Here is a 20,557-nt window from a genome sequence, read left to right as displayed (position 1 = left end):
TAGCTTCATTATCATCAAATATGCTGTTTTGTCGCTATTTTTGTCCATTTCATTCCAAAAACTCTTATGGACGCTTTCTTTACAGTAAAATGGTAAAAAAGAGCAAAAACAAGGAGTGAACAGAATGAAAAACGTTTGTAATCGAATTAAGCATGAAGCATTACAGAATCGCGTTGTCTCTGCTGAAGAAGCAGCGTCTTGGATTCAAGATGGAATGACGCTTGGTCTAAGCGGTTTTACACGCGCGGGCGATGTCAAAGCTGTACCGTTTGCGCTAGCGAAACGAGCGGAAACTGAGCCGATAAAAGTCAGCGTGTATACCGGTGCTTCACTTGGATCAGATGTGGATAAGCTATTTGCAGAAAAAGGCATGTTAAACAAACGCCTGCCGTTTCAAGCGGACCCGACGATGCGTAAAAAAATTAATGAAGGTGAATTTCAGTTTATTGACCAGCATTTATCGCATACTTCTGAATGGGTGCGTTCAGGCGTGTTAGATTCAATAGATTTCGCTATTTTGGAAGCGGTTTCTATCACGGATGACGGAATGATGATTCCAACAACGTCAATCGGCAATTCAATGGTGTTTGCCGAGCATGCAAAATCAATTATTATTGAAATAAACACAGCGCAGCCAGAGCTGTTAGAAGGTATTCACGATCTGTATGATCCGGGCGCTCAAGGAAAGCGAGATGCAATTCCTTTGAAAAAATCCGATGATCGTATTGGTTCGTTAGGCATACCAATTGATTTAGATAAAGTAAAGGGTATTGTGTTTACAAATCAGCTAGATTCACCGTCTACAATTGTAGCACCTGACGAAGAAACGGTTGTGATGGCTCAAAATTTGATTTCATTTTTACGCCAAGAAATTAAAGAAGGGCGATTAACTGAATCGCTTGCTCCTTTACAATCTGGAATTGGATCCGTGGCAAATGCCGTTTTCCACGGTTTGTTAGATTCTGAGTTTCATGATTTAGAAGTATATTCCGAAGTATTGCAGGACGCCGTGTTTGATTTATTTGACGCAGGAAAAGTTACGTTTGCTTCCTGCTGCTCAATTACGCTTTCAGCAGATAAAATGAAACAAGTTTTCTCGAATTTTGAAGCCTATCGAGGTAAACTTATTCTTCGTCCGCAGGAAATTTCCAACCATCCCGAGATCATTCGTCGTTTAGGGCTGATTTCAATTAATACCGCGCTAGAACTAGATATTTACGGAAACGTCAATTCCACACATGTGATGGGAACAAAAATGATGAACGGAATCGGAGGCTCAGGAGATTTTGCCCGAAATGCGCGCCTTGGTATTTTTGTAACAAAATCCATTGCTAAAAACGGTGATATTTCAAGCATAGTGCCGTTTGTTTCGCACGTTGATCATACGGAACACGATGTGGATGTCATTGTAACAGAGCAAGGATACGCAGACTTACGCGGACTCGCTCCAAGAGAACGAGCAAAACGCATTATTGAAAATTGTGCCCACCCAATGTATCGCGATCAGCTTATGGCGTATTACGAAGAAGCGCTCACGCGAAGCGGCCAAACACCGCACGTTCTTGAAAAAGCCTTTTCTTTTCATACGTCTTATCAAAAAAATGGAACAATGCGAGAAGTTGTAGCGCAAACAAAGTAAAAGAACGCTTTGTCTCATGAGGAGACAAAGCGTTTTTTGCTGAGTAAGAAACTTGTGTTTGTTATCTCGTTGAATTACGATGAAAGGGAATACATAAAGAAAACGAGGTAACTTATATATGAAAGCATTAGTTTTTGAAAGATTTGGAGGACCTGACGTTCTTCACTATCAAGATATACCGAATCCCTCTATTGGACCAACAGATGTACTAGTAAGAACAAAAGCAATTGGACTTAATTTTGCGGATGTTTACCGAAGAAAAGGGAACTATCACTTAACGGGTACACCTCCATATATTTTAGGATATGAAGGAGCAGGTGTGGTAGAAGAAGTAGGAGCAGAAGTAAGTCATGTTAACGTAGGAGACCGCATTGCGTTTGCTGACGTTCCTTTTGCAAATGCAGAGCTTGTTGCCGTGCCACAGGATAAAATAATTGCTGTACCTGACGATATTTCGTTTGATACAGCTGCTTCTGTGCTTTTGCAAGGGTTAACGGCCCACTATTTAACACAAGACAGCTACAGCATTCAGCCGGGTGATTATGTACTTGTTCACGCAGCTGCTGGAGGTGTAGGGCAGCTTTTAGTTCAAATTTCTAAGCTATTAGGCGGACAGGTTATTGGCTTAACGTCATCTTCTGAAAAAGCAAAAGCAGCGGCTCGAGCAGGGGCTGACTATGTCTTTTTATACGAAGATAACTGGGTAGAACAAGTGAAAGAAGTAACGAAACGAGGCGCAGATGTTGCCTACGAATCTGTAGGGGTTACGCTAGAAAAAAGCTTTGAAGCCGTAAAAACAGGCGGAACCGTGGTGTTTTACGGAATGGCAGGAGGCGATCCGGCCCCGGTCGACCCACGTATGCTGATGGATACCTCTAAAACGCTTACAGGCGGAGATCTGTGGAACGTGCTTGTATCTTATGAAGAACGCAAAGTACGCTCACAGCAGCTGTTTGAGTGGATCAGTAAAGGTCAGCTTGTGCTAACCGATCCTGTGGTATTTGACTTAAAAGACGGAGCGAAAGCACATGAGCTTCTTGAAAGCCGAAAAAGTACAGGTAAAATTTTGTTAAGACCGTAAAAGAAAAGCCCTTTCGTCAAGGGCTTTTTTCCGTTAGTAAAGGAGAAATCAAGGAGCTGTCTAATATATAGTAGAGAAGTAGAGTAAAAGAGGTGAAGGTCGATGAAACATGCATTAATTACAGCAGGTCATAAAGGTATCGGCAAAAAAGTAACAGAACAGTTTCTAAAAAAGCAGTATTCCGTTACCGTCCATTTTCGCAGTGATAAAAATAAAGTGCGAGAACTGCAAGAAGAATGGCATCAATATAGTGATAACGTACAGTTTATAGAAGGAGACATAACAAATAAAGAAGATATTGAACATGTCGTTGCGCAGGCTATGGAGCGGTTTGGACGTATTGATGTTTTAATTAATAATGCAGGTCCGTATGTATTTGAAAGAAAGAAATTAATAGAGTACACAGACAGTGAATGGTATGAAATGGTGGAAGGGAATTTAAGCTCTGTTTTTCACTTTGTCAAAGCTGTTGTTCCTATTATGAAAAACCAGCAGTTTGGACGGATTATTACATACGGCTTTCAAGATGTAGAGCATACCCCTGGATGGATGTACCGCGCGGCTTTTAGTGCCGCTAAGTCAGGGCTGGCTTCTCTGACCAAATCGCTTGCTCTAGAAGTAGCCGAATACGGGATTACGGCCAATATGGTCTGTCCCGGAGATATTGTAGGAGACATGAAAGAAAGTGATATCATAAAAGCAAGATTACTAGAAGACAAGGAAACGCCTGTGGGCCGATCAGGTACGGGAGAAGACATTGCGCGTATTATTGAGTTTCTTTGTGATGAAAACTCAGATATGATTACAGGCAGCATTATATCTGCTTCGGGTGGAGTAGACGTTGTTCATAAAAGCAAAAAACAAGCCCCTGGCAGATAATGCAGGGGCTTGTACGTTACAGCAGCGATTCTCCGCCGTCAATAAACATTTCACTTCCGGTAATATGTTTGGACGCGTCAGAAGCTAAAAAGGAAATTAAATCTGCTACTTCTTCGGGCTTAGCCGAGCGTTTAGCAAGCGGTTGATTGCCATTTGGATATTCAATTGGAATCGCGACTTCTTTTAATTTGTCTTCTTGACGGAATGTATTGCTTTCAATATTTGTATCAACTGCTCCTGGACAAATGACGTTAACCCGTATTCCGTATGTAGAAAGTTCAAGAGCTGCCATTTTGCCGAAGGCCATTTGGCCAGCCTTGGAGGAACTGTATGCGCTCATGCCGATGTTTGAAAATGTACGGTTGCCGTTAATCGAGCTAGTAATAATAACGCTTCCTCCCTGAGCTTTTAAATAAGGAATAGAATGCTTCACGGTTAAAAAAGTACTCGTTAAATTTGTATCAATTGTTTTTGTCCAATCTTCTGGTGATAGTTCTTCAATAGAAGAAAACGTACCGTTGATGCCTGCGTTAATAGAAACAATATGTAATTGACTCCATAAGCTGCTAATCGTTTCGATACTTTCTTTTATACTTTCAGAGTCAGATACGTCTGTTTTAATGGCTATACACTCTCCACCGCTCGCCATGATGGTCTCTTTTACTTCTTGTAATTTTTCTTCCTCTAAGTCTAAAAGAGCAACGCGCGCTCCTTGTTCAGCTAATGTGATGGCTGAAGCGCGTCCAATTCCAGATGCCGCTCCCGTCACAAGCGCAACTTTTCCAGTTAATGCAATCATTTGTAACCCCTCCATATAAAAATGTTGTTTCCTTTCTTTAACCTATAAGAAGGAAATAAAAACCTCTTTTAAACTATTTGTGTTTAAATTTGCTAAAAGATGCCAAAAGGAAAAGAGAAAACAGCGGCGAATTATTAATATGACGCCAGAACACGAAAAAGGCTAAGGTCAAATGAGCTTGCTTGGGTAGCTAAAGATATACTCTGTCTTTTCAGAAGAATGTTTATATAAAATTTTACATCAGAGGGACTTGCAAATCGTTCCTTGAAAGCTTACACTAGTAAAGCACAGAAAAAGGACGGTGTTTTATGAAGAAGAAAGATAATGTGATTCCATTCCCGCAAAGAAGGGAAGCAGCTGCTTATGTTCCCGCTTCTATTAGCTTAGATAAGGATATTGTGGAGTTTTTAGAAATTATGAATTTTGAAGATCGAAATGATTTTTTAAATGAAATGATTGATTCATTTTTTAAATATGTAAAAGGTGAAGAAGACGAAGTAAGATAAAAAGTAACGTAAAGACATCCAAAGAGATGTTTTTTATTTTGTGACCAATTGCTTAAAATGCATGCTTAAGCCTCGTATAGTTATTTATGGTATAGTATACATTAGATACTATCTAGCAGGTGCAAATGCGAGGAGTGATAAGATGAGTGGATTTAAAAAAGACATTCGTGCCGGATCTGAAGAACCACACTCACTAGAACAATTAAAGCATGAAATGGAGCAAAGCCTGTGGAATTTAAGAAAAGATTTGCGAAATGAAAATCGTTCGGAAACGGAAATGGAAATGATTAAAATTTCGCTGCTGTCACTATTTGAGGAGCAGGCCAATAATTTGAGCAAAACGGAGCTCTCTGATTACCTTGCAGACTATCACAAAAGAGTCGAGCAATTATTCGACAGGTATAGCTATAAATAAGACAAGCATCCTTGCGGGGATGCTTGTTTTTATTTGAGCAAAATTCGCTTGTATTCGTTGCGTTTCAGAGGTTTGGATACATATCCGTCAGCTTCTAGCTGATAAATAATGGTGGCAGCTGCATATACGCTAAAGGCATGATCAAGACCAAAGTAGTCTTGCAAGGCGGCGACGCTCACTTCCTCTTGAAAGATTTTACTGCGGTTCGATAAGACAATAGGGTAGACGTTTTTAACGATTTGCTTTGAAATTTCGAGTGTTAACATATTGAATCCCTCCTGTGTGAGTGTACATAACTAAAGGTATTCAGCGCATTGTACATTCATGAAAAAGGGAGCGATTACATTTTTAAAAGATAAAGAAAAGAGGAGTAAATGCCCATAAAATCAGATATTTTATCACTTTGTGGAACTTGTTTGAGAAGCTCAGTATTTTAGTGTATGACAAACATTTTCAAAAGTTCTATGGAATTATTAGGAGCAATTTAACTAAATCCACATATCTTAAAGTATAGCAAATGGAGGTGAAACACATGGGATACTACGGAGGTTACGGATACGGTTGTGGTTATGGCGGCGGTGGCTGCGGCGGCGGTTTCGCTTTAATCATTGTACTTTTCATCTTATTAATCATCATCGGCGCTTCTTGCTTCGGCGGCGGCTGGTGCTAATTATTAAAAAATGAGGACGACGCAACATCCACACTTTATTTCTTCAACTATTTCTTCCACAAAAGGTCTCTTCGGAATGAAGAGACTCTTTTAGTTTACTATTTATAATAACGTGTACAAACTACATGTTAAAAAAATTTATGCGTAGCTCTACATAAAAAAAAGACTCTGACTGAAATCAGAGTCTTTTTACTACTTATGCTTTTTGAACGTTAGCAGCTTGAGGTCCGCGTTGACCTTCTTCAACGTCGAATGTTACAGCTTGACCTTCGTCTAAAGATTTGAATCCTTCGCTTTGGATTGCTGAGAAATGTACGAATACATCGTCGCCGTTTTCGCGCTCGATAAATCCGAAACCTTTTTCTGCGTTAAACCATTTTACTGTACCTTTTTCCATGAATGTTGCCTCCTCGTGTGCTATGCACACATTGTATTACTATCCTTGCTCATGATCAAAATCTTTAAGACGAAAGTATTCACCTATCGATTGTTGCCGAACAAAAATAATTCTTCTTATAGAATAGCAAAAGATAATGATAATTGCAAGGAATGAAGAAAATTTAACGAAGATGTTGCCTTCTTTTAACGAAAGAAAACGAAAACTATACGGCTGAAAATAAGTAAGAAAGAGCGTATCAGGTCACACTATCTCTATATATAAGAAGAAAGGGGTAGTCATATGTTTAAACAAAAAGCTGGAGAAAAACTGATTGAACTGCTAATTGAATGGGGCGTTGATCATATTTACGGCATGCCAGGAGACTCCATTAATTCAATTATTGAACCGCTTCGCAAAGCCCAGGATAAAATTAAATTTATTCAAGTAAGGCATGAAGAAGCGGGAGCTCTCGCAGCAGCTGCATATGCGAAGCTAACGGGTAAAATCGGTGTATGCACGGCTATTGCCGGACCGGGAGCAATTCATTTACTAAATGGCTTATATGATGCCAAATTAGACAAAGCGCCCGTTTTAGCACTTACGGGGCAAGTAGAATCAGATCTCATCGGCAGCGATGCGTTTCAAGAAATTAATTTAGAGAGAATGTTCGATGATGTGGCTGTATATAACCAGAGAGTCATGTCCGCTGAGCAGCTTCCGACTGTTGTTAATCAAGCGATTCGAACAGCGTATGCTAAAAAAGGTGTGGCTGTGCTAACCATTCCCGATGATATTCCTCGTTTTGAAGTCGGATCAGAAGTACGAGAAACATCAAGCGTAATTGTCAAACAAGACATTTTTCCCCATAGAGAAGATCTTGAAAAAGCAAAAGATTTGATTCGTAAAGCGGAAAGTCCGGTTATCCTAGCCGGTCGAGGCACACATGAAATGAGAGAAGAGCTGCTTGCATTTGCAGAAAAAATCGCAGCACCGATTGTTCTTACGCTTCCTGGAAAAGGCGCAATACCGGATGAACATCCATATTGTCTCGGAGGACTTGGATTAATCGGGACAAAGCCAGCGTATGAAGCGATGCAAGAAGCGGATACGCTCATCATGATTGGGACGTCCTATCCGTTTACAGGATTTTTGCCAGACCATGCGAAAACGATTCATATTGATATTGATCCTGCACAAATTGGCAAAAGATATCCTGTAGATGCAGGGCTTGCAGGAGAAGCGAAAGCAACGGTTCAGTGGTTTTTAGAAAACGTTGGCCGCTCAGAGCATCGCCAGTTTTTAGAGCAAAGTCAAGAACGTATGAAAAAGTGGTGGAATCAGCTTGATACCCAAGAAGCCAAAGAAAGTGTACCTATCAAGCCTCAGCGAGTGATTCGAGCGCTTCAGCACGTAGCGGATGATAACGCGGTCTTGTCTGTAGATGTAGGAAACGTCACAGTATGGATGGCGCGTCATTTTCGGATGACAAATCAGCAGTTTGTGATTTCAAGCTGGTTAGCCACTCTCGGATGCGGGCTGCCGGGCGGAATTGCTGGAAAAATTGCTTATCCCGAGAAGCAGGTGTTTGCGGTGTGTGGAGACGGCGGCTTTGCGATGACAATGGCTGACTTTATTACAGCTGTTAAATACAATCTTCCGCTAGTCGTAGTGCTATTTAATAATCATAAAATCGGCATGATTAAATTTGAACAAGAAGTAATGGGAAATGCTGAATTTGGGACAGATTTAACAAACCCGAATTTTGCTAGGTATGCAGATATCTGCGGAGGTGTTGGCTACCGAGTAGAAAAGGAAGACGAGCTGTTGCCGGCTTTTGAAAGTGCAGTTAGACAGAATAAACCGTGTATTATCGATGTAATCGTTGATGCAAACGAAGCGCCTATGCCAGCAAAAATAACGCTTGGGCAAGCAACAGGGTATGCCAAGCACATGGTGAAAGAATTGTTTCAAGAAGGCAAGCTAGATTTACCGCCTTTATAAAAAAATAGGCTGTGACGAAAGTAATTTAGTTGAAGAAAGATCCGAACGATGAATCGAGATTCTTGATAGAGAATCAACTTCGTTTGGGTTTTTTTATTGGCATGGTGAATGTAGTTTTCATGTATCCCATTTGTTCGTCTTCAGATTGGACTGGTGTGGTTATGTCTCAATCTCTTTTTCATGGTGAAATTCATTCAATATGATTAACTATAAAATTATTATGTAAACTAAAATACCTAAAAATAAAAAATAGCTACTATTATAATTTTTGATAAAGTGGATGAGCAAAAAAACGCCGAATTGGATGGTCTTTTTTTATAAAACTGCTTTAAGATAAGAGAGATAAAGGATAAACTACTAATTAAGAAAGTTTAAATGTAAGGACTGACGCCGCATGAACTGGAGACCAGATCGCGCTAGCAAAAAAGCGATTTATAAACAAATTGCAGAATATATTGAAAGCTGTATTTCATCGGGAGCTTTTCCACCGGATTCTATGCTGCCATCAGAACGAACGCTTGCCGCTGAGCTCAACGTGAACAGAAGCACGGTAGTAGCTGCTTATGAAGAGCTGCAGGCACTTGGAATCGTAGAACGTAAAAAAGGAAGCGGCACGCGAGTGAGTTCGAGCATCTGGGGAATTTCCCGAAAACGTATTCCAAACTGGGGGAGATATGTAGAAGACGGTTCATTTTTGCCTAATTTACCGCTCGTACAGCGAATCAGAAGCGAGGCTTTGCGAACAGATTTTGTGAACTTAGCCAGCGGAGAGTTAGCTCCTAGCTTATTTCCAAGCGAAGATTTTCAGCAAATATTAGCGGGCATGCCTTTTAATGAACATTTAGGCTATGATCATCCCCACGGCAATGAACGTTTGCGCGATGCTATTGCTGCTCATGTTTATGAGTACCGGAAAATCTCCACTGACTCCAATTCTATTCTAATTACATCAGGTGCACAGCAAGCACTTCATTTGATTGTGCAGTGTTTGTTAAAACCAGGGGATGCAGTAGCGATTGAAGATCCATCCTATAGCTATTCACTGCCGCTCTTTCAATCAGCAGGTCTACGAACGTTTTTACTGCCTGTAGATAAAAATGGAGCCAACCCGGACGACTTAGTAGAATTACATAAAAAGCATCGCATTCGAATGATTTTTTTAAATCCGTACTATCAAAACCCGACCGGTATTGTGTTATCAGAAGCGCGTCGAAAGCGGTTTTTAGAGCTTTCTTCAGAATACGGCATTCCGCTTATTGAAGATGATCCTTATTCACTCACGGCATTTGACGGAAATGTACATCAAACGCTGAAATCGATGGACGAGAATGGAAATGTCCTCTATATCAGCTCGCTTTCTAAAATTGTTGCATCAGGCCTTCGAATTGGATGGATAGTGGGGCCGGAGCAAGTAATTCAGCGCCTGGCAGACGCTAAGCAGCAAATTGATTTTGGTCACAGCATCTTTCCGCAGTGGATTGCTTATCAATTCTTAGATTCTCCTACGTTTTCTTCTCATATTGAAAAGCTTAGACAAGAGCTCAAAAAGCAAGAGTATGCCCTGTCGTCGAGTCTGAACGAATTGCTTGGATCAAAAGTATCTTTCGATTCGCCTCAAGGCGGGATTCACTTATGGTGCAAAGTGAATCAGCCGGTCGATGACTATCGTCTATTGGAAGAATCGCTTAAAAAAGGAGTGGCCTTTGTCCCAGGAAGCGTGCTGAGTTCTCAAAGCGGAGCTATTCGCTTTACGTTTGGCAGAGGGGAAGAAGAGGTTATTCGAGAAGGAATTAAACGATTTGCGAGCGCCCTAGAGAGTCTGGAATAGCTATAAACATAGGTAAACGTGCCGGATGAAAGTTTTATTTTATTATTTCGTATAGATTGTTATGATCTTGTGCTATACTAAGAGTACCATTAACTTTACTTCTGTATTTGTACCGACTGGCCCTGTTGAAAAACAGGGCTTTTTTATGTTTGTACACAAAAAAACAGATCCCTTAAAGGATCTGTTTCTGATATGTTGTGTTTCTTATGCTTTTTGAACGTTAGCAGCTTGAGGTCCGCGTTGACCTTGTTCTACGTCAAATGTTACAGCTTGACCTTCGTCTAAAGATTTGAAGCCTTCGCTTTGGATGGCTGAGAAGTGTACGAATACATCGTCTCCACCTTCGCGCTCGATGAATCCAAAACCTTTTTCTGCGTTAAACCATTTTACTTTACCTTGTTCCATAATTGTTGCCTCCTCGTGCGGACTCGCACATTGTGGTACTATTCTTGCTCAAATCTAAAGACGAAAAGTGACAATACTCATACATCCCCACCGAACAAAAATAATTCTCTTATATCTTAGCAGAAATTTCCTATGCTTGCAAGCGCTTTATTTAAAAACTATCCGTATTTTTTTGACAAGTTTTTCATAAGACACGTCTAAAAAATGTCACATTTTGAACATTTTAGAAAGGCTATTCTTTGTATTCGCTTTTACTGTAGTTATATAATAATGAAAATATGATTTTTCTAAAGGTAGAAAACAAGTATAAATGTACATACTGAGCGCTGAAATGGAGTGGTAAAGATGAAAGTGGGTTTAATTGGTTTAGGAAATATGGGATTACCGATGGCGGAAAATATGATAAAAGCGGGTCATGAACTTGTGATTTATAACCGAACTGCTTCAAAGGCGGAAAGTCTTGTGAAAAAAGGAGCAAAGGTTGTAGAGACACCTGCCCAAGCAGCACAAGAAGCGAATCTTGTCTTTACGATTCTTTCCAATGACGAGGCTTTAGAAGAAGTAACGATGTCACAAGACGGTATACTTGCAGGCCTCCAAGAAGGCGGTATTCACGTTTCTGTGAGTACTATTAGCGTAGATTTGTCCGAAAAATTAACAAGCGCACATGCTGCATCAGGACAGCATTTTGTTGCAGCGACCGTTTTAGGGCGCCCCGACGCAGCAGCTGCTGCGGCTCTCAAAGTAATAGTTGCAGGTAATAAAGAACCAAGAGAGCACGTTTGGCCGCTGTTTGAAGCGATTGGTCAAACTATTTTTACTGTAGGAGACGAGCCTTACTTATCAAATGTAGCTAAGCTTGGCAATAATTTTTTACTAGTATCGATGTTAGAAGCCATTTCTGAAGCAGTAGTCATGGTAGAGCAGTACGGGATGCAAGCGGAGCAGTTTCTTGAAGTGGTTAACAGCTTATTTGCATCTCCTGTGTATAAAAATTACGGCAATTTAATTGCTAAAAGAGACTTTGATCCAGCCGGATTTAAGCTGGAGCTTGGATTAAAAGATGTAAACTTGGCTATTGATGCAGCCAAAAAAGTGTCCGCGCCGCTTCCGTTAGGAGAGCTTGTGAAAGGTCATTATGAACAAGGAATTGAAAATGGCTGGGGTCATTTAGACTGGTCGGCGTTACTAAAAACAGTTGAAGCTCTAAAAAAAGATAACTAAAAAGACGAAAAGGAGTGCAGCCAGTGAAAGCGAAAGGAAAGTGGGTATGGATCGTATCCTTTATTTCAATTATTTCGTGTCTGCTGTTTGCAGCAGGGCTTGGAATGTCTATTTATGATTATGTTAGCGCCTCAAAAGCTACTGTAAAAGAAATGCCAAAGCCGAAGCAAGAAACAAGCAGCAGTAACAAAAGTACCAAAAATTATACGATTGTTGCTTTAGGAGATTCACTGACAAGAGGAACAGGAGACGCAGCGGGAAAAGGATACGTTGGGTATTTAAAAGATAATCTTGAAGAAAAAACGAAGAAAAAAATCCTCTTAAGTAACTTTGGAATAAAAGGTCAAACGTCTTCGCAGCTGGCAAGTCAAGTAAAGCAGCAGCAAATTCAGCGGCAGATTAAGTCTGCAGATACCGTGCTGATTACGATTGGCGGAAATGACTTATTTCAAGGTGGACAAACGCTGCAAAACTTAAATAAAAACAATATTCAAAAGCTAGAAAATGACTATTTAAAAAACGTAGACAGCATCTTAAAAAGCATCCGTTCGGCAAATAAAGACGCAACGATTTTTTTAATTGGTTTATATAATCCGTTTAGTAACCTGCAAGATGCAAAAACGACAACGGCTATTGTACGAGAATGGAATTATAAAAGCAGTGAATTAAGCGCTAATTATAAGCAAACTGTTTTTGTTCCGACCTTTGATTTGTTTCAGCTAAAGGTAGATGACTACTTATATACTGATAAGTTTCATCCGAATGCAAAAGGCTACAAGCTGATCGCAGAACGTGTAGCATCGCTTATTACGTGGTAAGGGAGGGAATGATATGAGTGAAGTAACACTTTCAGTAAAAGGCCTGAGAAAAGTAATAGGAAAACGTGAAATCATCAAAAATATTGATTTTGAATTAAAAAGAGGCGAAGTGTTCGGTTTTTTAGGACCCAATGGAGCCGGTAAAACGACAACGATTCGAATGCTTGTCGGCTTGATTCGCCCGACGGCTGGTTCCATTTCTATCTGTGGATACAGCGTATCGAAGCAGTTTACAAAAGCGATGGAGCATATCGGCTGTATTGTTGAAAATCCTGAGCTGTATCCATACTTAAGCGGCTGGGAAAATCTGCAGCATTTTTCACGTATGATTCCTTCTATGACGGAAGAACGCATTCATGAAGTTGTGGCATTAGTTGGCTTGCAAGAGCGCATCCACGACTTAGTTCGCACGTATTCGTTAGGCATGAGGCAGCGTTTAGGAATTGCGCAAGCGCTTCTCGGAAAACCAAAAGTGCTCATTTTAGATGAGCCAACGAACGGACTCGACCCATCTGGGATTCGGGACATGCGTAAATTTATTCGCTTTTTAGCTGAAAGTGAAGGTCTAAGCGTCTTAGTATCGAGTCATTTGCTGAGCGAGATTCAGCTGATGTGTGACCGAGTAGCGATTATTGCAAAAGGAGAAGTTATTCACACAGAATCGGTGAAGACCCTGTTAACTCAGCAGGAGCGCTTACTGTGGAAGCTAGATCCGCAGCCAGCGGGAATAGACGTCTTAAAACAAGTGACGGACTTTGTGCAAGTGCAGGGAGAATATGTCACGACGTTTTATGAGGAAGCTGAAGTGGGAGAGTGGAACAAACAGCTCATTCAAGCAGGAGTAACGGTAAAAGAAATGAACCGAAAGCTTCCGACTCTTGAAGATTTATTTATCGAAATGACAGGAGGCGAATCGATTGATTAGTTTGGTTCAAAATGAAATGATCAAGCTCGTTCGAAAAAAGCGCCTGTTAATCGTTACCCTTATTATGGGCGTTTTGATTTCCATGTTCACCTATGCTCAGCTTCGCGAAACGCAGCGCCTTCAAGAAAAGCTAGGAACGACCGATTGGCGCAGTACGCTGCAGCAAGAAATTATCGATACGCAAAACCGGCTGAGCGGAAGCCAAATTTCAGATGATTGGCGCAAGCAGCTTGAAATTCGCGTGGCGCAGCAGCAGTATTACTTAGATAACGATATTAATCCTTCGGAACCAGGAGCCCCAACGTTTGTGCGAGGGTTCATTGAAAACGCCATTCAGCTTTTGCTGCCGCTGATGATTATGATTATTGCAGCGGATTTAGTGTCTTCAGAATACAGCTTGGGATCCATCAAGGTACTGTTGACGAGGCCTGTGAAACGGTGGAAAATCCTGCTTAGTAAATACATCACGCTCGTCATGTCCGTCTCGTTTTTAATTTTAATGTTTGGCGTTTTGTCGTATCTCATTTCTGGCGTTGTATTTGGATTTAAAGGCTGGACAGCGCCTATTCTTACGGGATTTAGCGTGCAGGGCAATGATTTGAATACAGCGGACGTTCATTTAATTTCGCAGTGGAGATATATTTTAATGGAATTTGGCCTTGCTTGGTTTGTATCCCTGGTGGTTGGAACGCTTGCTTTTATGCTGTCCGTTTTAATTAAAAGTACGGCTGCTGGTATGGGTGTGATGCTTGCTTGTTTGATTGCAGGTACGATTTTAAGCAGTATGGTTTCTTCGTGGAATTCAGCTAAGTACTTGTTTATGGTCAATTTAAATTTAACTTCTTACCTGCAAGGCACAGCTCCTCCGACTGAAGGAATGACACTAGGATTTTCCTTAGGTGTTTTAACCATTTGGGGACTTGCCGGGCTGCTCGTGTCGTTTCTGGTATTTACCAAAAAAGATGTGTATTAATTCCATATAAGTTGACGATAATCAGGAACATACGTTATGATTGTGTTAACAAAAAATGCTGTTTTGCTCAAAGGGGAGTAGCTCTTGCAGTAAAGTCGTCATTTCGAGATTATTATCTCCGGCTTTATTGACAATGCAAATTGTTAGCGAGACCTTTGCCAATGTTGCCATTGGTAAAGGTCTGGATACAAACACCTTTACCACATATGGTAAAGGTGTTTTTTGTTATTTCAAAAGAAGAGAGGAGCTTAAAAATGTCAAAACTATCGAGACTGTTAAAAAGCCCCGCTGTGAAAAAAGGAATAAAAAAAGCTGTACCCATTATTATGAAAGAGTTAAAGAAACGAAAATCGAAAAGAAGATAGCAGAAAAGAAAATAAGAAAGGTTGAGTGCTAAGTGAAAAAGTGGATGCTGGTCATGTCAACTGCTGTTCTCTTTATGGTCGGCGGCTGTTCTTTTCTTGAAGATACAAGCAGTACGTTGAACTACGCAAACGATGCGAAAGATTACGTGAGTGAAGCTCAAAAGTTTGCTGAAGAAATACCGGCTCTAGCGGAAAAAGCTGTTAATGACGATGAGGCAATAAAAAAGCTCGAGCAAAAGCTGCAGGAAATGAAAGGGAAAGCCGAAGAATTTAATCAAACCAAAGCTCCTGACATCGCTTCTGATGTGCACGATCAGCTTGTGCAGCAAAACGAAAAAATCATTAGTGGAATTGAAGCGTATGAAGCCAATATAAAGGATGGCAGCTTCAATCCAGAAGCGCTAAAAAACAGTGAATTGTTTCAATCAATTCAAGATGTATCAAGTATTATGAAACAAATTAAAGAATTAGGTCAGTAAAAAAACAAACCTGGGACAAAAGTGTGCTAATTGAAGAAAATCCGAACGATGAATCACGATTCTTGATGGAGAATCAACTTCGTTCGGATTTTTTTATTTGTAGGATGAACGTAGGTTTCATGTGTATAGATGCTTTAGATTGGATTGATATAGTAGGTATGCCTTATAATTCAATCTCGTTTCCATGTTATAAATGTAAAATTATATAAATATATCTATTTATTAGAAGACAAAACCTTCTCTTTCTTTTTTATATCTACGAAATTTTGTTAGAAGCTGTGACAAACTTAATGTCTGCTTTTCATATCCTATGTATAGTACATATATACACACCGCTTGAAATAAATTTTTTTTGAATGAAAAGAGAACGTGGGAACGTTGATGTATTAGGTAATAAGACTCATTTAAAAAGGAGGGTTCATCCAATTAATAAAAACTATAGTCCTTTGTTTTAAAGAGAGAAACTAAAAAAATTTTTTCGGTTTACAAAAAGTTAATAAAACGCATACAAATGGTTTACTAAAAAATCAAAAAATTTACATCCTTTATAAATCTTTTCTGCTATACTATTTTTGAACAGTTGCTAGATTTATAGCGATGATAACTTACTTGAAAGGTGAATGGTAGATGAAAAAGAACAAACGCAGCAAAACGAAGAAAATACTAACTACATCACTGGCACTTTCTTTATTATCAATGCCGCTTCTAACTACACAGGCAGGAGCAGAAGAACGTCACCCTGGACAAAGCTCACAGCAAAGCAAGCATCAAGGCCACAATAAAAAAGATGCGCTTGTGAATATACGCCTGATGGAAACAACTGATGTTCATACGAATCTATTAAACTATGATTATTTCAAAGACGCCCCTTATGAAAAAGTAGGTTTAGCTAAAACCGCTACCTTAATCAAAAATGCTCGAAAAGAAGTAAAAAACAGCTTATTAGTAGATAACGGAGACCTCATTCAAGGAACGCCTCTAGGCACGTATAAAGCCAAGATTAACCCGCTGAAAAAAGGTGAAGTTCATCCTGTATTTAAAGCCATGAATCAGCTGGATTACGATATTGCAACACTTGGAAATCATGAGTTCAACTATGGATTAGACTTCTTAACAGAAGCGTATAACGACGCGAACTTTCCTTACATAAATGCCAATGTTTACGTTGATGATCATGACAACAACCCGAAAAACGACAAAAATAAATTTACGCCGTATAAAATTATGAATAAAAAAGTCGTCGATGAAAATGGAAAGAAACGAACGATTAAAGTTGGTTTCATTGGCTTTGTGCCTCCTCAAATTAACGATTGGGATAAAGCAAACCTTGATGGAAAAGTCATTACAAAAGGCATTGTGGAAACAGCCAACAAGTACATTCCAGAAATGAAGAAAAAAGGCGCGGACGTAGTTGTCGCGATGGCTCACTCCGGGTTTAGCAGCAACAAGCAAAACACGGAAGATGTCATTTACTCATTAAGTGAAGTAAAAGGCATTGATGCTATTACGTTTTCGCATACGCATAAAGTCTTCCCTGCTAAAACGGAAGCTTCGCTAGACGGTTTGTTCCTTGGAGCAGATAAAAAGCCTCTTCCTGGCGTTGATAATGCAAAAGGAACAATCAACGGCGTTCCCGCTGTCCAAGCAGGTTACGGCGGAGGGTCACTTGGTTTAATTGACTTAACGTTAAAAGAAGAAAAAGGAAAATGGAAAGTAGTAAGCTCTCAATCGTCTACGCGTGAAACGTATAAAGATGTAAAAGACGCGTCAGGGAAAACGGTTACGCAAAGTACGGTAGAACCGGATAAAGGTGTTGTTAAAGCGGTTCAAAAAGATCACGATGCAACAGTTAAATATGTGAACACACCAATTGGTAAAACGACGGATGATATTCACAGCTATTTTTCTCTTGTAAAAGATGATCCATCTATTCAAGTGGTAACAAATGCACAAAAAGACTACGTGGAAAAATACGTTTCTCAAAACAAGCCGGAATATAAAGACCTTCCGATTTTATCAGTGGGAGCCCCTTTTAAAGCAGGAAGAAACGGCGTTGATGAATATACGGAAATTAAAAAAGGTGACTTAACGATTCGAAGCGCAGGCGACCTGTATCTATATGACAACACGTTAAAAGCGGTTAAAGTAAAAGGTTCTGTTGTAAAAGACTGGATTGATATGTCTGCCGGTAAGTTTAATCAAATTACACCGAACAAAACAGAAGAGCAGGAATTATTAAACCCAAGCTTCCCTGTTTATAATTTTGACGTCATTGATGGCGTTCAATACCAAATCGACGTAACAAAACCAGCAAAATACGATGTGAATGGAAACGTGATTCACGGAGATTCAAGCCGCGTTGTTAACTTAACGTATAACGGCAAGCCTGTTGATCCGAATCAAGAGTTTATTGTTGTAACAAATAACTACCGAGCTGGCGGAGGCGGAAACTTCCCTGGTCTAAAAGGAAGCGAGCTTGTGGTGGATTCAGCGGATGAAAACCGTCAAATTCTAATGGACTACATCACCGAACAAAAAGAAATTACGCCGACAGCTGATGATAACTGGTCCATTGCACCAATTAACGGAACGGCTAATGTGACGTTCACAAGCTCACCGCGCGGAGAAAGCTATTTAACTGAAGGAAGTAACATTACGTATACAAATAAAACGGACGACAAAGGATTCGGCATTTACAAAATTAATTTAAACGGCGAATCAAAAGATAATACAAAGATTCAGCTGTTAGGCATGAACGACCTTCACGGTCAGCTTGATACAGATACAAAAATCAATTCAAATGGCCAATCGCTGTTAGCTGGAAATATGAAATATACAGCAGCAGCTATTCGTAAACAAGAAGCTGAAAATCCGAATACGCTTTTAGTTCATGCAGGAGACATGATTGGCGGAAGTCCGCTAGTTTCAGCGCTGTTTCAAGACGAGCCAACGGTTGAAGTGATGGAATCGCTTGGATTTGATGTAGGGACGCTTGGAAACCATGAGTTTGATGAAGGTATTGCTGAGCTTCACCGTATGATTGAAGGCGGAGACCATCCAAAAGGAACAAAAGGATACGACGGCATGAATTTCCCAGTAGTAGCGGCAAATGCTTATGACACTTCAACGAATAAATTAATTACAGAACCTTATGCGATAAAAGAAGTAGGCGGCAAGAAAATCGGCTTCATCGGCGTTGTAACACAAGAAACGCCAAGCATGATTGTTCGTAAAGGAAATGAAAACTTAAAAATTACGGACGAAGCAGAAGCAATTGATAAATATACGGCAGAGCTGAAAAAGAAGGGTATTAAAGCAATCGTTGTACTTGCTCATAATCCATCTAATCAAAATGGAACGTCTACCGAGTTTGATGCAGCAGATATCGCTAAAAAAGTTGACGATGAAGTTGACGTGATCTTTTCAGCTCACAATCACGTATACAACAACAAAGTAGTAGATAACAAACTAATCGTTCAAGCTTATTCATACGGCTCAGCGTTTTCTGACGTAGACGTTGAAATCGATAACACGGGTGACATCGTGAAAAAAGATGCAAAAATTGTGACCGTATACCAAAAAGACTATACGCCAGATCCTGAAGTTTCAAGCATTATGAAAAAGTACGAAGATTTAGCAGCGCCTATTAAAGCACAAGTGGTTGGGAATTCATCTACAGATTTGGCAAAAGGCTATCCGTCTAGCGGGCCAACAGGTGATATCGCGCTTGGAAACTTAATTGCTGACGGTATGAAAGCAGAAATGAACGCTGACTTTGCTTTAATGAATGGCGGAGGCGTTCGTTCACAGCTTGATGCTGGTGATGTGACATACGGTGATTTGTTTGCGATTCAGCCGTTTGGCAACGTCTTAAATAAAGTAAAGCTAAGCGGAGCGGATTTAGAAACGGTGTTAAACAATCAAATTACATCATCTGGACTAGATTTCCATATTGCAGGCTTTAACTATACGTGGGATGGAAGCACAAATAAAGTAGTCGATATTACGCTACCAGATGGAAGTAAAATCGACAAAGAAAAAGAATATACGGTAGTAGTGAATAACTACATGTACGGAAATGAAAAATACGGGATTGGCGCACTTTCTTCAGATATGGAAGTGGGACCAGAAGATTTACAAGCAACGGTAAACTATATTAAAACACTTCAGAGCCCGTTTGAATACAAAGCTGAAGGTCGTATTCAAAACGTGGCAGCAGCTAAAACAGCTGAACAGCAAGAACCGACTTTAAAAATAGCTCAATAAGCCAAAAAAGGCTGTCTCATAACTCGGATTTCCGGTTTAGAGACAGCCTTTTTTTAATAGTTTAACTTAAATTTTAAACTCTCAGTCAATGAATTTACGTTATAAAACATAGCTTAATTTTTGAAACAATCACCAAATTGTGGTATTCTCTCCATAAGAAGACTTACGTAAACGTTAAAAATAGTATCAAAGATTTCACTATTTTTTCATTTATCTACGCTATTATGTAAAGTTATATAGAACCTGTAAAAGAACGTGTTCGCTATAGTAAAGGAGTAAATAAACGTGGCTATTAATCTACAAAAAGGGCAGAAAATTGATTTAACAAAGGGAAGAGAAGGGTTATCTTCTATTACGGTTGGATTAGGATGGGATCCTGTAAAAAAACGCAGCTTTTTTGGTTTTGGAGGAAGCGGCCCAGAGATTGACTGCGATGCATCTGTTCTTATGCTCAATTCGAATGATAAGCTTGTAAGTAACTCAGCCGTTGTGTATTTTGGGAATCGTCATAGTAACTGTGGAAGCGTCAAGCATTCAGGCGATAATCTTACCGGAGCAGGTGAAGGGGACGATGAACAAATTTTTGTTAATTTAAAAAATGTTCCTGGAAACGTACATAAACTTGTGTTTGTAGTCAACATCTATCAGTGTGTTGAGCGAAACCAAGATTTCGGTATGATTAAAAATGCTTTTATCCGTGTTGTGGACAGTGCTAAAAACGAAGAGCTTGTACACTTTAATCTATCTGAAGATCATTCAGGAGCAACAGCTTTATTTGCAGGTGAAATTTATCGAGACGGAAAAGAGTGGAAGTTTTCAGCAACTGGAGATGCAACGAGAGATACTGGATTGGCTGAAATTGCAAACAAATATACAAAATAAACAACTAGAAAAGAGGGAAACGA

20 protein-coding genes are annotated in these 20,557 nt (G+C 39.9%); 16 read left to right on the top strand and 4 right to left on the bottom strand.

The window, feature by feature from the left end; all coding sequences use genetic code 11:
• Positions 1 to 124: 124 nt before the first annotated feature.
• The 3 genes from WKH56_RS18355 (at position 125) to WKH56_RS18345 (ending at position 3,599) form a co-directional block, all read left to right on the top strand.
• Positions 125 to 1,639 (top strand): acetyl-CoA hydrolase/transferase family protein, encoded by a 1,515-nt coding sequence (locus WKH56_RS18355; protein ID WP_115654125.1) that lies wholly within the window; start codon positions 125 to 127, stop codon positions 1,637 to 1,639.
• Between the two features lie 118 nt (positions 1,640 to 1,757).
• A complete protein-coding gene (locus tag WKH56_RS18350) occupies positions 1,758 to 2,720 on the top strand; it encodes a quinone oxidoreductase family protein (protein WP_063247831.1) in 963 nt (320 codons plus the stop codon).
• Positions 2,721 to 2,822: 102 nt separating this feature from the next.
• Positions 2,823 to 3,599 carry an SDR family oxidoreductase gene (locus tag WKH56_RS18345; RefSeq protein WP_221833873.1) on the top strand — a complete coding sequence of 259 codons (777 nt, stop codon included), beginning with the start codon at positions 2,823 to 2,825 and terminating at the stop codon, positions 3,597 to 3,599.
• Between the two features lie 16 nt (positions 3,600 to 3,615).
• Here the strand turns inward: WKH56_RS18345 and WKH56_RS18340 are convergent, their stop codons facing one another.
• Positions 3,616 to 4,398, bottom strand: a complete 783-nt coding sequence (locus tag WKH56_RS18340; protein WP_048019146.1) for an SDR family oxidoreductase — start codon at positions 4,396 to 4,398, stop codon at positions 3,616 to 3,618.
• Between the two features lie 308 nt (positions 4,399 to 4,706).
• Here WKH56_RS18340 and WKH56_RS18335 point away from each other — a divergent pair, with 308 nt between their 5' ends.
• Together WKH56_RS18335 and WKH56_RS18330 are read left to right on the top strand one after the other, a co-directional pair.
• Positions 4,707 to 4,904 (top strand): hypothetical protein, encoded by a 198-nt coding sequence (locus tag WKH56_RS18335; protein ID WP_014459743.1) that lies wholly within the window; start codon positions 4,707 to 4,709, stop codon positions 4,902 to 4,904.
• Positions 4,905 to 5,046: 142 nt separating this feature from the next.
• Entirely contained in the window at positions 5,047 to 5,319 is a 273-nt protein-coding gene (locus WKH56_RS18330) for a hypothetical protein (RefSeq protein WP_033579235.1), read from the top strand.
• Positions 5,320 to 5,348: 29 nt separating this feature from the next.
• Here the strand turns inward: WKH56_RS18330 and WKH56_RS18325 are convergent, their stop codons facing one another.
• Entirely contained in the window at positions 5,349 to 5,585 is a 237-nt protein-coding gene (locus WKH56_RS18325) for a hypothetical protein (RefSeq protein WP_013057410.1), read from the bottom strand.
• Between the two features lie 266 nt (positions 5,586 to 5,851).
• Here WKH56_RS18325 and yjcZ point away from each other — a divergent pair, with 266 nt between their 5' ends.
• Positions 5,852 to 5,989 (top strand): sporulation protein YjcZ, encoded by a 138-nt coding sequence (gene yjcZ, locus WKH56_RS18320; protein WP_013057409.1) that lies wholly within the window; start codon positions 5,852 to 5,854, stop codon positions 5,987 to 5,989.
• Positions 5,990 to 6,185: 196 nt separating this feature from the next.
• On the opposite strand, the gene WKH56_RS18315 is transcribed toward yjcZ, so the two are convergent.
• Positions 6,186 to 6,386: a cold-shock protein gene (locus tag WKH56_RS18315; RefSeq protein ID WP_013057408.1), complete on the bottom strand. Its 201-nt coding sequence runs from the start codon at positions 6,384 to 6,386 to the stop codon at positions 6,186 to 6,188.
• A gap of 282 nt (positions 6,387 to 6,668) precedes the next feature.
• Here WKH56_RS18315 and WKH56_RS18310 point away from each other — a divergent pair, with 282 nt between their 5' ends.
• Both WKH56_RS18310 and pdxR read left to right on the top strand, forming a co-directional pair.
• The gene (locus tag WKH56_RS18310; protein WP_047750795.1) at positions 6,669 to 8,369 is read left to right on the top strand and encodes a pyruvate oxidase; all 1,701 of its coding nucleotides are present in this window, start codon (positions 6,669 to 6,671) and stop codon (positions 8,367 to 8,369) included.
• A 394-nt stretch (positions 8,370 to 8,763) separates the two neighbouring features.
• The gene (pdxR, locus tag WKH56_RS18305; protein WP_028413044.1) at positions 8,764 to 10,197 is read left to right on the top strand and encodes a MocR-like pyridoxine biosynthesis transcription factor PdxR; all 1,434 of its coding nucleotides are present in this window, start codon (positions 8,764 to 8,766) and stop codon (positions 10,195 to 10,197) included.
• A 204-nt stretch (positions 10,198 to 10,401) separates the two neighbouring features.
• Here the strand turns inward: pdxR and WKH56_RS18300 are convergent, their stop codons facing one another.
• A complete protein-coding gene (locus WKH56_RS18300; RefSeq protein ID WP_013057405.1) occupies positions 10,402 to 10,602 on the bottom strand; it encodes a cold-shock protein in 201 nt (66 codons plus the stop codon).
• A 345-nt stretch (positions 10,603 to 10,947) separates the two neighbouring features.
• On the opposite strand from WKH56_RS18300, the gene WKH56_RS18295 reads away from it, so the two are divergent.
• From WKH56_RS18295 to WKH56_RS18260, 8 genes are all read left to right on the top strand, one after another.
• Positions 10,948 to 11,826, top strand: a complete 879-nt coding sequence (locus tag WKH56_RS18295) for an NAD(P)-dependent oxidoreductase (protein WP_168760887.1) — start codon at positions 10,948 to 10,950, stop codon at positions 11,824 to 11,826.
• A 23-nt stretch (positions 11,827 to 11,849) separates the two neighbouring features.
• The gene (locus tag WKH56_RS18290; RefSeq protein ID WP_033579231.1) at positions 11,850 to 12,644 is read left to right on the top strand and encodes a GDSL-type esterase/lipase family protein; all 795 of its coding nucleotides are present in this window, start codon (positions 11,850 to 11,852) and stop codon (positions 12,642 to 12,644) included.
• 13 nt (positions 12,645 to 12,657) lie between these two features.
• Positions 12,658 to 13,569, top strand: coding sequence for an ABC transporter ATP-binding protein (locus tag WKH56_RS18285; RefSeq protein ID WP_014459750.1), 912 nt, complete (start codon positions 12,658 to 12,660; stop codon positions 13,567 to 13,569).
• A complete protein-coding gene (locus tag WKH56_RS18280; RefSeq protein ID WP_014459751.1) occupies positions 13,562 to 14,542 on the top strand; it encodes an ABC transporter permease in 981 nt (326 codons plus the stop codon). Before WKH56_RS18285 ends, WKH56_RS18280 begins: the two co-directional genes overlap by 8 nt.
• Before the next feature lie 127 nt (positions 14,543 to 14,669).
• Complete coding sequence (locus WKH56_RS18275) at positions 14,670 to 14,939, top strand: hypothetical protein (RefSeq protein WP_342836153.1); 270 nt, start codon at positions 14,670 to 14,672, stop codon at positions 14,937 to 14,939.
• Entirely contained in the window at positions 14,940 to 15,386 is a 447-nt protein-coding gene (locus WKH56_RS18270; RefSeq protein ID WP_275211049.1) for a DUF6376 family protein, read from the top strand.
• 627 nt (positions 15,387 to 16,013) lie between these two features.
• Positions 16,014 to 19,652, top strand: coding sequence for a multifunctional 2',3'-cyclic-nucleotide 2'-phosphodiesterase/3'-nucleotidase/5'-nucleotidase (locus tag WKH56_RS18265; protein ID WP_168760884.1), 3,639 nt, complete (start codon positions 16,014 to 16,016; stop codon positions 19,650 to 19,652).
• Between the two features lie 285 nt (positions 19,653 to 19,937).
• Positions 19,938 to 20,534: a TerD family protein gene (locus tag WKH56_RS18260; RefSeq protein ID WP_028408239.1), complete on the top strand. Its 597-nt coding sequence runs from the start codon at positions 19,938 to 19,940 to the stop codon at positions 20,532 to 20,534.
• Positions 20,535 to 20,557: the final 23 nt, after the last annotated feature.

The sequence above is a fragment of the Priestia sp. SB1 genome, from assembly GCF_038898415.1.
Note: the sequence above shows the minus strand (reverse complement) of the source record. Positions and strands in the feature narration are given on the sequence as shown.